Genomic DNA, 16,907 nt, shown 5'->3' with positions numbered 1-16,907 from the left:
ATAAATAAAAAGAAAGGAGAAATAAATGCATTACGGATTAGCCTTAGGTAGTGGAGGAGCACGAGGCGCTGCTCATTTGGCTTTAATAGAAGTTTTAAAATACAGAAAGATCGATATAGAGATAGTAACTGGTTCAAGTGCAGGAGCCATTGTTGGAGCATATTTTGCATTGTATCCTGAAAGTAATTTAACAGAAGTTTTTCAGGAAATAATAAAAGAGAATAAAAAGAAGATATCCTCAAATTTCAAAGTTTTAAATAGAAAAATTTCTAATTTTCCTAAATTAGTTGCTTCGAAAAGTTTTTTAAAAAATGAGTTTGTTTATGATATTTACAAAGGACTTTATGGAAAGAAAAAATTTTCTGATTGTAAAATTAAGTTAGGAGTTGTTTCTTATGATTTGGAAAGTGGAGAGGAAGTAGAAATTACAGAAGGTTATATAATAGATGCAGTTATGGCTTCATCGAGTGTTCCTGGTGTTTTCCCCCCTCTTAGATTGGGAGGAATGGATTTATTAGATGGCGGAATTTTAAATCCAATTCCTGTAAATTTTGCAAAAAAATTAGGTTCAGATTATGTTATAGCAAGTGATTTAAATGAAGATGAAATAAAAAATTTTGAATTTGACAATGGCTTAGAATATTTAATTTCTATAGATGATTATAAAAACCAATTTTTAGTAAAAAAAGATTTAGAAAATGCAGATGAAGTATATAGTTATAAAATAGGATTTTCTTGGAATGATTTCGACCATTTTACTGAGATATATCAACAATCCAAACAGCAGATATCTGAGAATTTTCAGCAAGAAGGTGTTTTACAATGAATTTAGTAATGGGAGGGAATTTTGAAGGTTTTTATTGGGAATCAGGTGCGTTAGAATTCTTTGCTAAAAAAACAGAAAACATAACACTTTATACTACGGGTATAGGGAGTTTAAGGGGTGTCTTTTTTGGGTTATATGGACAACATTTTTTTATTCGTTTAAAAGACTTTATATTAGAAAAAAATAATCCTCTGAAAGAAATAATGAAATCTTCAGAATTGTACAATAGTTTGTATGCACAAACCGCAGCACTTTTAAAGCTTGGAAGAGGCAAGATGTCTTTGTATGAACCAAATGATTTAAAAGCCTTTTTAGAAAAGTACTTTGGGGATAAAACTTTGGAAAGTTTACCAGCAAACATATATTTTGAAGTTTTTGATATTAAAAAGAACAAAGTTTTTATTTTACCTAAAGAAACAATGATTGTTGATATGTTAATGATGGAATTATCTTTTCCACCATATTACCATTTTTATGAGTATCAAGGAGGGAATTTTATCCCTACTTCTTTTCTTTCATTCATTCCTCAGAAATTTTCTAAGAACGCAGTAATAATATCTTTTGATTCATCTTTAGAATACCCTAATCCCAAAAATATTGTTGAACTGCTATTAAAAGTTTCTTATTCTCGAACTCTTAAAAATTATAAAATATTATCAGAAAAACATCAAAGCATTATACCTTCGAAAATTTCTAATAGTAATTTTTATAATATGGCTTTATTTTTTGATGGCCATAATGAATCAGAAAAATGGTGGGAGGAGCACGTATGAAAAAGTCTTTAATTCTTTTATTAAGCTTTTTTTTAATAAATATTTTACTTTTTTCTGCTACAATAAATGTTCGCGCAGGAAATGTCAGAGGAGGTGAAAATCAATACATTTTAACGGATAATGTACTGATTCAAAAAGGGGATTTATCTATAACCACTAATCATGCTACAATTACTTTGATCAACAATGAGTGGAGAAATGTAAAAACAAATGAAGTGTCAATTAAAAGTGAATCTTTTGAATCAAAAGCATTATTAATGGATTTTGACCTTCAAATGGAGAAAGGGTTATTAAAAGGTGAGGTTATTTCTAAAATTTTGTTAGAGGATTCAACAATAGAAATTATTTGTGATGAAATGCAATTTGATAACATAAATAAAATTTATGAAGGAAATTCAAATAATTTAGTGACTATTACAAAAAGTGATTATTTTATATATTCAAAAAAATTCAGATATGAAGAAGAAAAAAATTTGTTGAATCTAATGGAAGAAGTTCACATTATTAATAAAGCAAAAAAAATCGATATGAAATCTGAAAAAGCTACTTTTGATACAATAACAGAGGAAATAGAAGCAACAACAGTTGATTTGACGTTAGAAGTAGGTGATTAATAATCTATTCAACATTGTTATATAAATAAAATAGTAGCTTTAGAGTTTCTAAAGTTAGTAAATGGATAAATAGATACTTTGGAGATAGAGACTTTCTAAATAATATTTTGAATTTATAAAGGGTCCAAGGCGGAGCCTTATCTTTCTTTTTCGGACAAGTACTGAATGCATTAAAAAAATAGAGAATTGTTCAAAATTAGATCTGTGAAGGTATTTTATATAAAGTTAAAGGCTAAAATATTTATAAAATATGGATTTGAGAGTTTCTAAAGTTAGTAAATGAATAAAATAAAGGAGGAAAAATATGAAAAGAACGTTTTTAGTTTTATTAGCTTTATTAATAATAATTCTAACTTTTTCTCAAACCTCTTATGACCTTGGTTTTTCGGTTTTAAATGATGAAAGTGGCTTCAATTTTGCGTTAAGATTTGGTTTGGAATCAAGTGCTTTTAACTTTTCTTTTGATATGAGCCCTAAGTTTGGTGAAAATTTTGAATTGATTACTATAACAGATGTTTCTGCAAAAATTTGGGATATTAATGAATATCTTTTTTTGGATGTGGGATTGTTGTGGTTAAATGATGCTGCATATAGAGGAAACTTTTTATATTCTGCGATAAATGCTAATTTTCAAAACATTTTGGCTAAATTTTATGTAGGATATCCTTTTCAAAGAGGTGAAAATTTCTTAGATTATTTTGTATTAAAAGTTGGATATATTGTTCCTAAACCTGTAGACTTTATAGATGATTTAAAAATGGAGTTAAGACTTGTAAACGGTAGAATAGATTTTTCAATTTTTTTAGTAGAACCAATTTAAATGAGAAGAAATCAAGGATTCATACTTTTAGAGACAGTTTTTGAAATATTTATAGTTTGTTTGAGCACGTTAATCGTATTAACAACTTTTGCAAGTACCGTTAATATTTTAAAGATATCTTTAGAAGAGATGATTTATCAAAATCTCATATCAAATGCTGCAATGGAGATTATCATCATCTCAAAAAATGAGATGCAAAATGTTAGAGTCTATGATTCTAAATATGTACAAGGAGATTTTAAAGAAGGCGGTCAGGTTGGTTTGTATTATGATAATCTTACCAAAAGGATTTATAGGTTTCGATCACAGTATCCTTCTCGTGAAACTTTAATTTCGGATAAAGTAATCGGTTTTTCATATGACGAGAATTTCTTAAAAGTAATTTTCAATGAGGAAAATATAATGAGATTATATATAAAACCGGAATCCTCCCCTCTTCCTCAGTAAAATGAGAATTTTCTAAAAATAGAATTTTGAATTTAAAATGGGTCCAGGGCGGAGCCCTCCCCTTCGTTGGCTATACGTAAGCGAAAGAGTTAAAAAAATTAAGAATTAGTAAGGATTGGATAGGGACTTTAGGATTAAAGATTTTTGAAAAATAAGCTTTTGAATTTAAAACGGGTTCAGGGCGGAGCCCTTTCCCCTTTCTTGGCTACAAGTACCAAGATCGGCATTATAAAATAATTCAAATCTAAAACATACATATAATAAGGATTTTGGAATTTCTAAAGTAAGTAACGTCTATTATTAGGAGGTAAAATGGCTAACGAAATAATTGAAAGTTATAAGATATTAGAAGAAAGAATAAAATCAGAAAATGTTCAAATATATTATGAAATGTTAAATTCTCCATATCCGGCTTTTAAATCAAAAGCTATTCAAGAATTAACTAAGCACAAAATAGAAATTTCAATAGTTAAAGATTATTTGCAAGATCCTGATAAAGATGTAAGATTTTATGCGTACAAATATTTAGATAAAATGGCTCTTTTAGATGAAGAAACAGTGAAAACAGCTTTAAACGATATTTCATCAGCAATTAGAAAAGAAGCTATTGTTAGTTATATTTCAATGAAAATTGAACCCCTTAATTTCATTTTAAAATATAGTAAAGATCCTGATCCTAATGTTCGATATCAACTTTTATGTATGTTTTTAGAATTTTGTCCTGAAGAATCTAACGAAATAATTGATTTAATGAAAGAAGATCCTTACGTCAAAATAAGGCAATTGATATTTGCGTTAGATAATATTTCAGAAACTCTTATAGATACAAATATAGAAAACAGTGTCAAGCTTATGGCTTTAAGAAGATTTTATGCTGTATCAGATTCTATAAGTTTTTTTAATTCTTTAAAAGAAATTTATTTTGAATGTGATGACCAAGTAAAAAATTTAATCGTTAAGTTTTTTTCTGGACTGCCGTGCGAAGTTATAAATAAGTTTATAGAGAAAGTAATTAACGAAGAGAATAATTTAGAAGTTCTTCAAAATGCTGCAAAAACATTAAAAAAAGTATGTGGGATTGATAATTTACCATCATTTTTGATCGATCGATTTATAAATAGTGAGAATACTAAATTGATAAGATTCGGCTTGAAATTAGCAGCTGAGAAAGAAGATATGGGATATATTGAGTTTAGCAGAAATTTATTAAACAAAATCGATGATGATTTAGTTATAGGAGCAGCTGATTATCTTCTCTCTTTTCAAGATTATACGTTAACAGATTATATTAATGATTTCATGAATTCTGTTTCATCTAAACGTATAAAAGAAGGTTTAAAAATAATTAAAAAAATGAAATTAAATAATTTTTTAAATGAGATTTCAGAAATTGCTGCAAAAAAGATTTATCCTGTTTCAATAAGAAAAGCCGCTGTAAATTTGCTAAAATTTTTTAATGCTAAAGAGTATTGGGAAATCCCTCATAGGATTTTAAAAGATCCTTATGAAAACGGTAGTTTGAAGTTATCGGCTTTAAATGCCCTTCTGAGATTAAATGCGGAGATGGTAGTAAATTTTTAAAAAAATTTTTGAAATCTTCTTTGAACCAACTTGTATTATTTGTGGGGAACCTATTGCTTTTAATAAAATGTTGTGCAGAAAGTGTATAAAAAAGATATATGCTCCTTCCATTACAGATGGAGCGTATAAAATTTATCATTATGGTAAATATGAATACCCTCTATCAAAAATAATTACCGAATTTAAATATCATTCACATCCTAAAATAGCTAATACGTTTGGTGAACTATTATCAAAATGGTTTTTAAGTTTAAACTTTCCCGAACTATCTTATTCTGTTTCTTATGTACCATCTAATTATCTTAGTAAATACGAAAAGGGTTTTACTCCAGCTAAACTAATTGCTGAAAGTTTTTCACAACTTTTAGGATTTCCACTAATTCAGCTATTTGAATCAAAGGCGTTCAGAAGGCAGGCTCAACTCAATGTCAAAGAAAGAACAAAAAATATGAAGAATAAAATTAAGTTAACGGGAACTCCTACACCTTATCTAATAATTATAGATGATGTCTACACAACAGGATCTACTATGAATGAAATAGAGAATTTAGTTAAAAATAAGTGCGAAATTCTCGTATGTTTAACTGTAGCTCGCACGATTCATAGATAATTTTTTTAAACATTAATATTCTGATTTTTTGAGCAATTTTCGCATATTCCATGCAAAGTAATTTCTACACTTCCCAATTTGTAATTTGGTAAGTTGCTTTCCAGCAATTCTTTCCAATCAGTATTTTCTTGAATGTTTAAGTCCCATATATTTTGACATTTTTCACATATGAAATGTATGTGCGGCAAAGTATTAGAGTCATAATGTATTTTGTCGTTAGTTTTTAATTCTTTTACTAATCCAGCACTTTCAAAAAGTTTTACTATATTGTATATAGAAGTAAAAGATATTCTCTGCCCTTTTTTTAAAAGTTTTTCATGAATGTCGTTTATTGTAAGATGATTTGAAGAATTAAGTAGTTCATAAGCTACTTTTATTCTATTCGGAGTTTCTTTAATATTATAATTTTTTAAAATTTTTGCTATATTCCCTTTATCATAAATATTCTCCATTGGCATCACCTTTTGATTAATAAAAATCTTTCTAAAAATATTATAACATAAATACAACTCTCAATAATCCATTTTATAGACATCTTAACAAAAGATTAATGTTTTAAGTGATATAATTATGAAGTAGTTTTTTTCTATAGAGAATTATTTAAAAGTATTTTTTTAAAAGTTAAAGAAATTTATATTTAGTGAGAATTAGATTTTGGAAGTGTTTTATAATAAAAAACTCCAGTTTTAAAATATTTAAAGATATTAAAAAGGATCTTTTAGGAGGGATAAAAGTGAATGAAATAAAAAGGATAGGAATTATAACCAGTGGAGGAGATGCCCCTGGTATGAATGCTGCTATTAGATCTGTGACTCGAAGCGCCGTTGTTGAGGGTATAGAAGTTTATGGATTTTTAAGAGGTTTTGCTGGAATTTTAGACAAGGAATATAAAAAGCTTTCTTATTCGGATGTGGGTGGAATTATGGAACGTGGCGGAACAATTTTAAGAACTTCCAGAGTGCCCGAATTTAAGGTACCAGAAGTAAGAAAAAAAGCAGCGGATATATTAAAAGAATTAGGTGTCGATGCTTTAGTAATAATTGGTGGGGAAGGGAGTTTAACAGGCGGTAAATTATTGGTAGAAGAACAAGGAATACCAGTTGTTGGGATTCCTGGTTCCATAGATAATGATATTGCTTATACCGATATGTGTATAGGAGTTGATACTTGTTTAAATACAGTTATTGATGCTATGCAAAAGCTAAAAGATACGGCTTCTTCTCATGAAAGAGCTTTTATAGTTGAAGTTATGGGAAGAACGTCTGGATACATTGCATTGATGGCGGGACTCGCTGTGGGTGCCGAAGCAATTATCATTCCTGAGGTTCCAATTGATTACGATTCTTTGGCAGAAAAGATGTGGGACGAAAGGAAAAGAGGAAAAATTAATTCTATTGTAGTTGTTGCTGAAGGGTCTGCAAGTGCTTATACCGTTGCAAGACATTTAGAAAACAAAATAGGTTTTGAAACAAGAATAACTATTTTGGGGCATGTTCAAAGGGGAGGTTCTCCTTCGGCTTTTGATAGAATTTTAGCTTCAAGAATCGGTCATGAAGCGGTGAGAACTCTTTTAGATGGAGATTATAATGTTATGATCGGACTTAGTAGAAATGATATGGCAAGGGTAAGTTTAGAGAAGGTTTTATCTGAAAAAAAGTCTATCGATATGAATATCGTTAAATTAGCTAACGTTCTTTCGTAAAGCTTTTGGGTAAATTAGTTATTAGAAAGTTTTAGGGGGTGAAAAATGTCCGATAATATTGAAAATAAAAAAACAAGAATTGTTTGTACAATAGGTCCATCAACTGATAGTGAAGAAATGTTAAAAAAGTTAATATCTAATGGGATGAATGTCGCCCGGTTAAATACTTCTCACGATAGTATACAAGAACATGAAAGACGGGTTATGCTTTTAAAAAAGGTAAGAAAAGAAATGAACGTACCTTTAGCGATTTTATTGGATTTAGAGGGTCCCAAGATAAGAACAGGTAATTTTGAAACAGACCAGGTACTTCTTGAAGAAGGTAAACAATTTATTTTAACTACAGAAGATATTATTGGTAATGCTGAAAGAGTTAGCATTAATTATAAAGAACTTCCAAAAGAAGTTAAAAGTGGAGTAATAATTTTATTAGATGATGGAAAAATTAAGTTAGAAGTTTTGAAAGTAGATGGGAAAGAAATTACCACAAAAATTTTAGTTGGGGGATATATAACTCATCATAGAGGTATAAATGTCCCTGGTGTTGATATTAGTTTACCACCTTTAACTCAAAAAGACAAAGATTATTTGGTAAAAGCTATGGAATGGGATATAGATTATATTGCCCAATCTTTTGTAAGAAAACCAGAAGATATAATAAAAACAAAAAGGGTTTTAACTGAAATGGGAATCCCTGATTTACCAATAATTGCAAAAATAGAGACTCTTCAGGCAATCGATAACCTTGAAGCTATTATTGAAGAAGCTGATGGGGTTATGGTAGCAAGAGGAGATTTGGGAGTTGAAGCCCCAGTAGAACAAATTCCTTTACTTCAAAAAAGAATTATTGAGATTGCAAACACGATGGCAAAACCTGTTATAACTGCTACTCAAATGCTTGAAACCATGATAAACAATCCATTTCCAACAAGGGCTGAAGCAACTGATATAGCTAATGCAATTTTAGACGGTACCGATGCAGTTATGTTGTCTGGTGAAACTTCTATTGGAAAATATCCTGCCGAAGCAGTTAAAGTTATGAGTAAAGTTGCTCTGGAAACCGAAAAATATTTGGATGATTACTCATATAAATTTGAGTATTCCACTTATGGAGGAGGAGACCCTTCAACAAATGCAATTTCTTTATCTGCGATAAAAGTGGCTGAACAATTAGGGATAAATGTTATAGTTGCAACAACTTATAGTGGGTATACCGCCAGAGCAATATCTCGCTTTAGAAGAAATATTAAAATTATAGCCGCTTCTCCAAGGCAGGTTATTTATAATAGATTGGCTTTGGTTTGGGGAGTGACTCCTGTTATTATGCAGAAGTTTACGGATACCGATACAATGTTAGAAAATGTAACTAATATAGTTAAATCGTTGAATTTTGGAGTCTCAGGAGAAAATATAGTAATAACTGCCGGTATTCCATATGGTTTTTCAAGTAAAACTAATCTTTTGAAAATTCATGAAATATAATATGAGAATTTAAATTTGAGGTGATTTTTATGAAAAATAAAAATGAATTAACTCCAAAGAAGGTTGTTGAAGAGTTAAATAAGTATATAATTGGTCAAGATGAAGCAAAAAGGCAAGTAGCTATTGCTTTAAGAAACAGAATAAGAAGGCTTGCCTTAGATGAAGATATAAGAAAAGACGTTATACCCAAAAATATTTTGATGATAGGTCCTACAGGTGTAGGTAAAACAGAAATTGCTAGAAGGTTAGCAGAAATCGCAAATGCACCTTTTGCTAAATTTGAAGCTACAAGGTTTACAGAAGTTGGATATGTTGGAAAGAATGTTGAAAGTATGGTTAGAGAATTGGTAGACATTTCTATGAATATGGTAAGAAAAGAAATGATGGAAGAAGTAAAAGATAAAGCGCAAAAAGCTGTAGAAGAAAGAATTGCCGAAGCTTTAGTTCCTCCAGAAAAGAAGTACCGGCAACAGCAGGCATCATTTATGGATATGTTTCAAATGCTCAATCAAGGAAATCAATATAGTCGTGAAAAACCGATAGAAGAAGATGAATCAGTAATAAGAAGAAGACAAGAAATTTTAGAAAAACTGCGTAATAAAGAATTAGAAGATGTGGAAATAGAAATAGAAGTTGAAGAACAGTCTGCTCCAATGTTTGCTGGATTAGGACCAGAATTTGAAGATATGGGTATACAATTTGGTGAAATGTTTCAGAATTTGATGCCAAAAAAGAAAAAAAGAAGACGCATGAAGATTTCGGAAGCAAGAAGAGTTTTGGAACCTATAGAAGCAGAAAAATTTATTGACCAAGATAAACTTGTTCAGGAAGGGTTAAATAGAGCTGAAAATAGTGGAATAATTTTTATAGATGAAGTAGACAAGGTAACTTCTAAAGGAGGAAGCTCTTCAGGACCTGATGTATCAAGAGAAGGTGTGCAAAGAGATTTATTGCCAATAGTTGAAGGAACAACTATATTAACAAAGTATGGTAGCATAAAAACCGATTATATTCTTTTCATTGCTGCAGGTGCATTTAGTGAATCAAAACCTTCAGATTTGATTCCAGAGTTGCAAGGAAGGTTTCCTATAAGAGCTGAATTGTCTGATTTAACAAAAGAAGATTTTGTAAGAATTTTAACTCAACCAAAGAACGCTATTTTAAAGCAATATAAGTATTTGTTGCAAACCGATGGAGTTAATATTGAGTTTACAGAGGATGGTATAGAAAGAATGGCAGATATTGCTTTTGAATTAAATGAAAAAGTTGAAAACATAGGGGCAAGAAGGTTATATACAATTGTGGAAAAGGTGTTAGAAGAGGTTTCGTATGAAGCTCCCGCAAGTGGAGAGTGGGAATTAAAAATTGATAAAAATTATGTGGACCTTAGATTGAACAAAATTTTTGGAGATGAAGATCTTAGAGAATATATTTTGTAAACTTTGGAAGTGATATAAAATGAGAGATCGTAAAACTAAGTTTATAATAATAATTGGTTGTGGTAGATTAGGGTCTGAATTAGCTATAAAATTAAGTAAAAATCACAACGTTGTTGTGATAGATAAAGATGAGACATCATTTGAAAGGCTCACGAAAAGGAATTTTATCGGCTTTACAAGAGTTGTGGATACTAACGATATGGCAGCTTTAAAGGATTTGAACATTGATAAAGCAGATATGATATATATAGTTACGCCTGATGATAATTTGAATTTTATGCTTGCATACGGTATTCGTGAAATAAACGAAGAAATAAAGTTAGCGGCGAGAGTTAATGACCCTTTGAAAAAAGCTATTTTCATAAAAGCTAATGTGAACTTGTTTTGTCCTATTGAAGATTCTGTCAATCAATTAGTCGAAGAGTTAGACAAGGTAGATGAAAAAATATGAGTAGAATTTTTTATATTATTGAAGGGAGTATGCTTGCCTATTCTTTGGCTAAAAAACTTTTATTAATGGGAAACGATGTATATTATATAAGTAAAGATAAAGAAAGTCTTGAAATGTTAGATGGATTGAAAGTTAATTTCCCAAAGTTAGAATTAGTTCGTGAAGATCCTACAGATATTAAATGGATAGAGAACCTTGATTTAAACCGAAAAGTGGAAGCAATAATTGTTATTTCATCGGATGATTCATTAAATTTTGTTGTTTCTTGGTTACTAAGGCAGTATTATGAAAATATAAAGATAATTGCTTTAGTCAATGCTATGGAGAATGAAGTTATATTTAAAGGTATAAATGTTGAAACTTTATCACCTACTTTATGGATGGAAAAACTTATAGAATCTTCTATTCTGCATGAAGATATTACTGATTTTTTTAATCCATATGTAGAGAAATTGTCTATATTAGAATTAGTGATGAACGAGCACGATAAAGCTTTAGGAAAAAGATTAAAAGAATTAAAACTTCCAGAAAATTCAATAATAGCTGTAATAGTTCGAAAAAATGGTGACATTTTAGTTCCACAGGGAGAAACCATTATAAATACAGAAGATCGTTTAATTATTTTAGGACTTAAAGAAGAAGTTGATAAAGTTAGGGATATTTTAAAATAGAGGGTGATTGAGTGCCATCTTACAGACATTTTTTGGCGCTAAAATACAAAACAATATTTAGAAATACCGGAAATATTACTATAGGTTTATCTGTTTTGATATTTGTGGTTGGCTTGAGTGCATTTTTCTATGATAGTTACTATGAATTTTTTCCTTTTTTGAATACAGCTTTTTTAACGTTTGTTATAGGTTGGCTTTTTAGAAGCTTAGGTAAAAAAGGTAGAAGGAAAGAACTAACAATGCAAGATGCGGTTGTTACTGTCTTTTTCGTATGGACTTTATCTATTTTTTTATCTTCTTTACCTTTTGTATTTTCTGGGCTTCTCAATATTCATCAAGCTATTTTTGAATCTACAAGCGGTTGGACAACAACCGGGCTTTCGATGTTTGAGGATGTTGAGAAATTACCTCGATCTATATTAATTTGGAGATCTGTTATGCAATATGTAGGTGGAGCAGGCTTTGCTATAATAACTGTTGTTATAGCAGGCCCATTAGGAGTAGGTATATATCAAGCAGAAGGAAGGACGGATAACTTAGTTCCCAATATTAGAGAATCTGCTAAAATTATAACTCGTATATATTTAACATGGGCTATAATTGGACTTTTACTTTTAATATTAGTCGGTAAACTTCCATTTTTTGATGCATTTAATCATACTTTAACGGCTTTAGCGACAGGAGGTTTTTCTACTAAAAATGCAAGTATTGGTGCTTTTAATAGTTTAAGTGTTGAAATAATTATTATGCTTTTAATGATAATGGGTAGTACCGGTTTCGGTGTACATTATGCGGGCTTATTGATGGTAAGAAAAATTGCGCGATATAGAAAGGATTATAGAGAAGGTAAGATTAGCTCACTGGATTTTAAAGAAAAGATAAAATCCGAACCTTTCTTTAAAAATCCAGAACCTAAAGTAATGTTTATGATTTTGATCATAGCTTTTATAGTTATTTTTATTTTCACAACCTTCCCGCTATATGGCATTAAAGATGGAATAATACATTCAGCTTTCCAGAGCGTTACAGCTTTAACAGGAACAGGATTTTCGACAGTTTCTTTTAACAACTGGAACTACTTTGGGTTATTAATTCTGACAATACTAATGACTCTTGGTGGCATGATGGACTCCACTTCTGGAGGATTAAAACTATATCGAGTATATATAGCTTTTAAATTAATTGCAAACCAAATTTCAGAATTTTTTAAACCCACTGGTTCTACTTTTTACATAGAAGTTTACAAAGGCGTCTCAAGAAAAAAAATAGACCTTGAAGCTATTAGAAATGTGGTGGTTGTGTTTACAATGTATTTTCTTACCTACTTTATAGGAGTTTTTATCTTACTTATTTATGGTTATCCTTTAGATCAAGCTTTGTTTGAATATGCTTCTACTCTTTCTGCAGTTGGCCTTTCAACAGGTATTACCTCTGCAAATGCCCCTCTTGTTGTAATTTGGACACAAACATTGGGAATGTATTTAGGACGTTTGGAATTTTTTGTAATTATTGATGCTGTTATTAAAGTTATGAAAGATTTAAGAGAATTTCTATAATTTTATAAATTTTTTATTTTTAAACATCTATAATACTTGAACGATTATTTGTTTTTCATATACAAAAAACAAATTTAAAAATAACAAAATATAAGCCGCATCATGAATCATAGCTTAATATTGCGGCTTATTTTAAAAAAATAGTGTATTAATATTTATTTGTCTTTTTTACTTTCATAATATGTGTTATGGATTTTCAATATTTTATTATTTTTTGGTTGAATTAAAATTTTAAAATTATCCTTTAACGGAACCTGCGAGTAATCCTCTTACAAAATATCTTCCCAAGATAATATACACTATCAACGTAGGTAGAGCGGCTAACAAAGCTCCTGCCATTTGCACGTTCCATTCTACGATTTGACTACCCGCTAAATTTACTAAAGCGACTGTTATAGGCTGTTTTGTAGGATCACTTGTTATAGTTACAGCAAACAAGAATTCATTCCAGATATTGGTAAATTGCCATATTATTACTACTACAAATCCTGGTATTGATATTGGAAGAAGAATTTTTGTATAGGACTGCCATATATTTGCTCCATCAACCGATGCTGCTTCCACTAACTCATTGGGTATTTCTTCATAATAATTTTTGAACATCAAAGTTGTAATCGGTATTCCATATATAACATGAGTAATTATTAAAGCAGGTATCGTTCCATACAATCCTATTGTTTGAAAAAACTGTATCAATGGGAACAAAACGCTTTGATAAGGTATAAACATACCAAATAAGATTAATGCAAAAATTAAATTGGAATATCTAAATTTTAATTTAGATAATGCAAAACCATTTATTGAACCTATCATTGCTGAAATTAAAGTAGCGGGAATAGTTAAGTAAAGGCTGTTTTTAAGATTTGGACTGAGCCTTATAAAAGCTTGCTTGAAACCATCAAAAGATACTTTATTTGGTAATTTCCACATATTAGCAATGGATACTTCTTCAAAAGGTTTGAAAGATGTACTTAGAGTTACATAAAAAGGAAGTATATAAAAGATTGTAAATATTGCAAGTATTATATAATATATGACCATAGAGGTTTTACTGGTTTTTTCAGCCATTATCTCTCCCCCCTAAAAGAACTGTATAGATATGGTATAATAACTGCTGCTACCATAACTAACATTATTATTGCTATTGCTGAAGCTATGGCATATCTATTCGATCTAAACATTTGTTCAAACATGTATATGGCTGGCATATCCGTAACATTGTTTGGTCCACTTCCTGTCATAGCATATATTAGATCAAATATTTTAAGAGACATATGGCCTATTACGATCATCGCACTTAAAGTAATTGGCCTTAACATAGGCATTTTTATTCCCCAAAAGATTTGTGTTCCACTTGCACCATCAACTTGGGCAGCTTCTATCATTTCTTCAGGAATTGCTCTTAAACCAGCAAGATACATAGCCATAACATAACCTGACATTTGCCAAGTTGCCGCAATTATCACTGGAATAAGTGCTAAGTTAAATTTTCCGAGGGATTGGGTACTTGTATACCACATCCATTGCAAATTTGTTAAACCAAGATTTTGTAACAGGAGATTTATGCCTTGTGGATCAGTAGGTAGATTTCCTGGAGCAAATATCCATCCCCAAACTGTTCCAGTAACAACATACGAAATTGCCATAGGAAATAAGAAGAGATTTTGAAAAAAACTTGATCCTTTTAATTTTTTATCAATAATATTTGCAAGGAATAAACCTAATATTATGCACCCTGCTAAAAAGAATAATGTAAAAAAAAGCGTATTCCAAAGGTCAGTTTGAAATCTTGGATCCATAAAAAGTCTTTGGTAATTTCGTAATCCAACAAATTGATATTCTCCCCTTACCAACGCAGCAAAACTGTTCCAATTCGAAGTTGATGTTTTAATAGTTAGAAAGATAAAATAATAAACAAATATACCTATAAATATAAGAGAAGGTAGAATAATGAAGAATCCTGCCCTTGCTCTTTTTCTTTGAACAGCCATTTCTATCTCCCCTTTTCTTATTTTTTAAAAAGACTCGGTTCAAAAGAACCGAGTCTAAAACAACACATTTATTTTTGATATTTTTAAATTAATCTGTTAATAATCCTACATCTTCAGCTGCCCACAAAATCATTCGTTTTGCTTGAGATATATTTTTTGTTGTAACTAAAGCATTAACCGCATCATTGAAGGAAGTTACAAACGCTTCTGGCGCTGCTGAACCATGAACTATTGAAGGGCTAATAGCTAATTTTCTAAAGTCTTCTGCAGTTTCTATTAGATATGGATCATCTCCCGGATCTGCATCTATTCTTGCTGGAATTGAACCTTTAATTGGATTGAATATTTCTTGAGCTCTTTTAGAAGCCAAATATTCTAAGAATATTAAAGCATTTTCTCTGTGAGGTGCCTTTTTGGGTAATCCAAATGTGTCTGATATTAATACAAATACGGTTTGTGTCCCTGGAAGTTCAAACCATCCAAAATCTTCTCCAGGTTTCCATCCTAATTCTTTGAAATAACCTTCAGCCCAGTCTCCCATTAAATTGAAAACTGCTTTGTTATCATACAAAAGTCTTGCAGCTTCTTGCCATGCTAAGGCAGCGTGATCAACGTTAACATAGTCCATTAGTTGTACCATCTTTTGTAGTGCGTTGTCTAATCTTTTATCGTTAAAGGAAAGTTCCCCATTAAAAAGTGCATTATAATCCTGGGAACCGAATTCAGCAACCATAAGATTTTCTACAATTTGTCCAGCTTCCCATTTTTCCTTATCACCCATAGCTAAAGGTATGTATCCTGCGGCTTTCGCTTTATTCAAAGCGTCGATGAATTCCTGCCAAGTTTCTGGTTCTTTAGTTAAACCAATTTCTTTAAATAGTTTTTTGTTGTAAAAGATAACATTACTTCTATGAACTGTTAAGGGAATCGAATATACTTCACCATTGTAACTTACTATATCTATTAAACCTGATGGAAACTTGTCATAAACACCCCATAAAATTAATGCGTCCGTTAAAGGTTCCATGAGTCCAGGAATGACATATGTATCAGTTAGTTCCCAACCCGCGTGTACTTGAAATGTGTCTGGAGGGTTTCCTCCAAGCATCCTTGTTTTCAAAACTGCTTTTGCATTTGTTCCAGCTCCTCCAGCTACAGTTGCATTAATAACTTCAATGTTAGGATATAAGGAATTGAAGTCTTTTATTGTTGCAAGTAATGCAGCTTCTTCACCACCGCCTGTCCACCAGCTGAATATTTCTAATCGTCCACTTTGAGCAAATATTACCGTGAAACTTAATACACTTAAAAGTACTAAGCTAACTAACTTTTTCATGCTTTTCTACCTCCTTTTGGTAATTGGATTTTTTTTGCTCGCTTTAAAAATTATAAAATTCAAGTTTTATCAATATTTTAACGTTTAACTTTAAATAAAATGATTCCACGATTCTAATTTTGAACTATTCTCTATTTCTTTAACTCTTCGCTATTTTTACCTAAAGATAGTGAGGAAGACTCCGCCTTGCGCCCATAAAAAATTTATTTTTCAAAAGAAAAGCCTCTATTTCTAAAATTCTAAAATGCCTGCTAAGTTAAAAGTTAAACGTACTAATCTGAGAAATAAGATTTTGGGATATTTCATGTAAATTTTTGCTGTTTTCTCTTATTTTATTTGAATCTCCTTGAAGTTCTTTTATACTGTTATAGTTTTTGTGTAAATTTTCCATTATACTTTTAATAGAGTTTTCAACCTTTTGCATCGCCGAACTCATCTCTTGGGCACTTGCACTTTGTTCTTGAGCACTGGCTGTCATGTTTTCTATCCCTTGATTCATCTTTTCTATTCTTTCTGTTATGTGTTTGAAACTTTCTAATACATTTCCCATTTCTTTGTTTATGTCTTCTATCGTTCCTACTACTTTTACTGTCGTTTGGTTTACTCTA

At 30.5% G+C, this 16,907-nt stretch carries 17 protein-coding genes and 1 pseudogene; 13 read left to right on the top strand and 5 right to left on the bottom strand.

Annotation, left to right across the window (positions count from 1 at the left end; genetic code table 11):
• Positions 1-25 precede the first annotated feature (25 nt).
• The 7 genes from X924_RS06835 (at position 26) to X924_RS06805 (ending at position 5,671) form a co-directional block, all read left to right on the top strand.
• A complete protein-coding gene (locus tag X924_RS06835; protein ID WP_121958187.1) occupies positions 26-826 on the top strand; it encodes a patatin-like phospholipase family protein in 801 nt (266 codons plus the stop codon).
• Positions 823-1,599 (top strand): patatin-like phospholipase family protein, encoded by a 777-nt coding sequence (locus X924_RS06830; RefSeq protein ID WP_121958186.1) that lies wholly within the window; start codon positions 823-825, stop codon positions 1,597-1,599. Before X924_RS06835 ends, X924_RS06830 begins: the two co-directional genes overlap by 4 nt.
• Entirely contained in the window at positions 1,596-2,213 is a 618-nt protein-coding gene (locus X924_RS06825) for an LptA/OstA family protein (protein WP_158245341.1), read from the top strand. Before X924_RS06830 ends, X924_RS06825 begins: the two co-directional genes overlap by 4 nt.
• A 304-nt stretch (positions 2,214-2,517) precedes the next feature.
• A complete protein-coding gene (locus X924_RS06820; protein WP_121958184.1) occupies positions 2,518-3,033 on the top strand; it encodes a hypothetical protein in 516 nt (171 codons plus the stop codon).
• The gene (locus X924_RS06815; protein WP_121958183.1) at positions 3,034-3,480 is read left to right on the top strand and encodes a type II secretion system protein; all 447 of its coding nucleotides are present in this window, start codon (positions 3,034-3,036) and stop codon (positions 3,478-3,480) included.
• Between the two features lie 312 nt (positions 3,481-3,792).
• Complete coding sequence (locus X924_RS06810; protein ID WP_121958182.1) at positions 3,793-5,061, top strand: HEAT repeat domain-containing protein; 1,269 nt, start codon at positions 3,793-3,795, stop codon at positions 5,059-5,061.
• Positions 5,062-5,128: 67 nt separating this feature from the next.
• Positions 5,129-5,671, top strand: coding sequence for a ComF family protein (locus X924_RS06805; protein WP_121958181.1), 543 nt, complete (start codon positions 5,129-5,131; stop codon positions 5,669-5,671).
• A gap of 5 nt (positions 5,672-5,676) precedes the next feature.
• Here X924_RS06805 and X924_RS06800 read toward each other — a convergent pair whose 3' ends face one another.
• A complete protein-coding gene (locus tag X924_RS06800) occupies positions 5,677-6,123 on the bottom strand; it encodes a Fur family transcriptional regulator (protein WP_158245340.1) in 447 nt (148 codons plus the stop codon).
• A gap of 290 nt (positions 6,124-6,413) precedes the next feature.
• On the opposite strand from X924_RS06800, the gene pfkA reads away from it, so the two are divergent.
• Genes pfkA through X924_RS06770 form a run of 6 tightly spaced genes read left to right on the top strand, consistent with a single transcriptional unit; the run spans position 6,414 to position 12,972 of the window.
• The gene (pfkA, locus tag X924_RS06795; protein WP_121958225.1) at positions 6,414-7,373 is read left to right on the top strand and encodes a 6-phosphofructokinase; all 960 of its coding nucleotides are present in this window, start codon (positions 6,414-6,416) and stop codon (positions 7,371-7,373) included.
• 45 nt (positions 7,374-7,418) lie between these two features.
• Positions 7,419-8,855, top strand: coding sequence for a pyruvate kinase (pyk, locus tag X924_RS06790; protein WP_121958179.1), 1,437 nt, complete (start codon positions 7,419-7,421; stop codon positions 8,853-8,855).
• A gap of 29 nt (positions 8,856-8,884) precedes the next feature.
• The gene (gene hslU, locus X924_RS06785) at positions 8,885-10,294 is read left to right on the top strand and encodes an ATP-dependent protease ATPase subunit HslU (protein ID WP_121958178.1); all 1,410 of its coding nucleotides are present in this window, start codon (positions 8,885-8,887) and stop codon (positions 10,292-10,294) included.
• Positions 10,295-10,313: 19 nt separating this feature from the next.
• Positions 10,314-10,745 (top strand): NAD(P)-binding protein, encoded by a 432-nt coding sequence (locus X924_RS06780; RefSeq protein ID WP_121958177.1) that lies wholly within the window; start codon positions 10,314-10,316, stop codon positions 10,743-10,745.
• The gene (locus X924_RS06775; protein ID WP_121958176.1) at positions 10,742-11,416 is read left to right on the top strand and encodes a TrkA family potassium uptake protein; all 675 of its coding nucleotides are present in this window, start codon (positions 10,742-10,744) and stop codon (positions 11,414-11,416) included. The genes X924_RS06780 and X924_RS06775 overlap by 4 nt, the downstream gene beginning before the upstream one ends.
• A gap of 11 nt (positions 11,417-11,427) precedes the next feature.
• Entirely contained in the window at positions 11,428-12,972 is a 1,545-nt protein-coding gene (locus tag X924_RS06770; protein ID WP_121958175.1) for a TrkH family potassium uptake protein, read from the top strand.
• 237 nt (positions 12,973-13,209) lie between these two features.
• On the opposite strand, the gene X924_RS06765 is transcribed toward X924_RS06770, so the two are convergent.
• From X924_RS06765 to X924_RS10160, 4 genes and pseudogenes are all read right to left on the bottom strand, one after another.
• On the bottom strand, positions 13,210-14,013 hold the full coding sequence (locus X924_RS06765; RefSeq protein ID WP_121958224.1) for a carbohydrate ABC transporter permease: 804 nt from the start codon (positions 14,011-14,013) through the stop codon (positions 13,210-13,212).
• A 26-nt stretch (positions 14,014-14,039) separates the two neighbouring features.
• Entirely contained in the window at positions 14,040-14,963 is a 924-nt protein-coding gene (locus X924_RS06760; RefSeq protein ID WP_121958174.1) for a carbohydrate ABC transporter permease, read from the bottom strand.
• Between the two features lie 88 nt (positions 14,964-15,051).
• Positions 15,052-16,299, bottom strand: coding sequence for an extracellular solute-binding protein (locus tag X924_RS06755; protein ID WP_121958173.1), 1,248 nt, complete (start codon positions 16,297-16,299; stop codon positions 15,052-15,054).
• 256 nt (positions 16,300-16,555) lie between these two features.
• A pseudogene (locus X924_RS10160) lies at positions 16,556-16,907 on the bottom strand (methyl-accepting chemotaxis protein); the annotation flags it as partial.

The organism is Petrotoga sp. 9PWA.NaAc.5.4, assembly GCF_002895485.1.
In the GTDB taxonomy this organism is placed as follows: domain Bacteria; phylum Thermotogota; class Thermotogae; order Petrotogales; family Petrotogaceae; genus AZRK01.
Note: the sequence above shows the minus strand (reverse complement) of the source record. Positions and strands in the feature narration are given on the sequence as shown.

Excerpts from the sequence above, each read along its gene's own strand:
- X924_RS06780 (WP_121958177.1), top strand. The coding sequence starts at position 10,314 with ATGAGAGATCGTAAAACTAAGTTTATAATAATAATTGGTTGTGGTAGA.
- X924_RS06760 (WP_121958174.1), bottom strand. The coding sequence starts at position 14,963 with ATGGCTGTTCAAAGAAAAAGAGCAAGGGCAGGATTCTTCATTATTCTA.
- X924_RS06800 (WP_158245340.1), bottom strand. The coding sequence starts at position 6,123 with ATGGAGAATATTTATGATAAAGGGAATATAGCAAAAATTTTAAAAAAT.
- X924_RS06765 (WP_121958224.1), bottom strand. The coding sequence starts at position 14,013 with ATGGTCATATATTATATAATACTTGCAATATTTACAATCTTTTATATA.
- X924_RS06815 (WP_121958183.1), top strand. The coding sequence starts at position 3,034 with ATGAGAAGAAATCAAGGATTCATACTTTTAGAGACAGTTTTTGAAATA.
- X924_RS06810 (WP_121958182.1), top strand. The coding sequence starts at position 3,793 with ATGGCTAACGAAATAATTGAAAGTTATAAGATATTAGAAGAAAGAATA.
- X924_RS06805 (WP_121958181.1), top strand. The coding sequence starts at position 5,129 with ATGTTGTGCAGAAAGTGTATAAAAAAGATATATGCTCCTTCCATTACA.
- X924_RS06835 (WP_121958187.1), top strand. The coding sequence starts at position 26 with ATGCATTACGGATTAGCCTTAGGTAGTGGAGGAGCACGAGGCGCTGCT.
- hslU (WP_121958178.1), top strand. The coding sequence starts at position 8,885 with ATGAAAAATAAAAATGAATTAACTCCAAAGAAGGTTGTTGAAGAGTTA.
- pyk (WP_121958179.1), top strand. The coding sequence starts at position 7,419 with ATGTCCGATAATATTGAAAATAAAAAAACAAGAATTGTTTGTACAATA.
- X924_RS06830 (WP_121958186.1), top strand. The coding sequence starts at position 823 with ATGAATTTAGTAATGGGAGGGAATTTTGAAGGTTTTTATTGGGAATCA.
- X924_RS06825 (WP_158245341.1), top strand. The coding sequence starts at position 1,596 with ATGAAAAAGTCTTTAATTCTTTTATTAAGCTTTTTTTTAATAAATATT.
- X924_RS06755 (WP_121958173.1), bottom strand. The coding sequence starts at position 16,299 with ATGAAAAAGTTAGTTAGCTTAGTACTTTTAAGTGTATTAAGTTTCACG.
- X924_RS06775 (WP_121958176.1), top strand. The coding sequence starts at position 10,742 with ATGAGTAGAATTTTTTATATTATTGAAGGGAGTATGCTTGCCTATTCT.
- X924_RS06820 (WP_121958184.1), top strand. The coding sequence starts at position 2,518 with ATGAAAAGAACGTTTTTAGTTTTATTAGCTTTATTAATAATAATTCTA.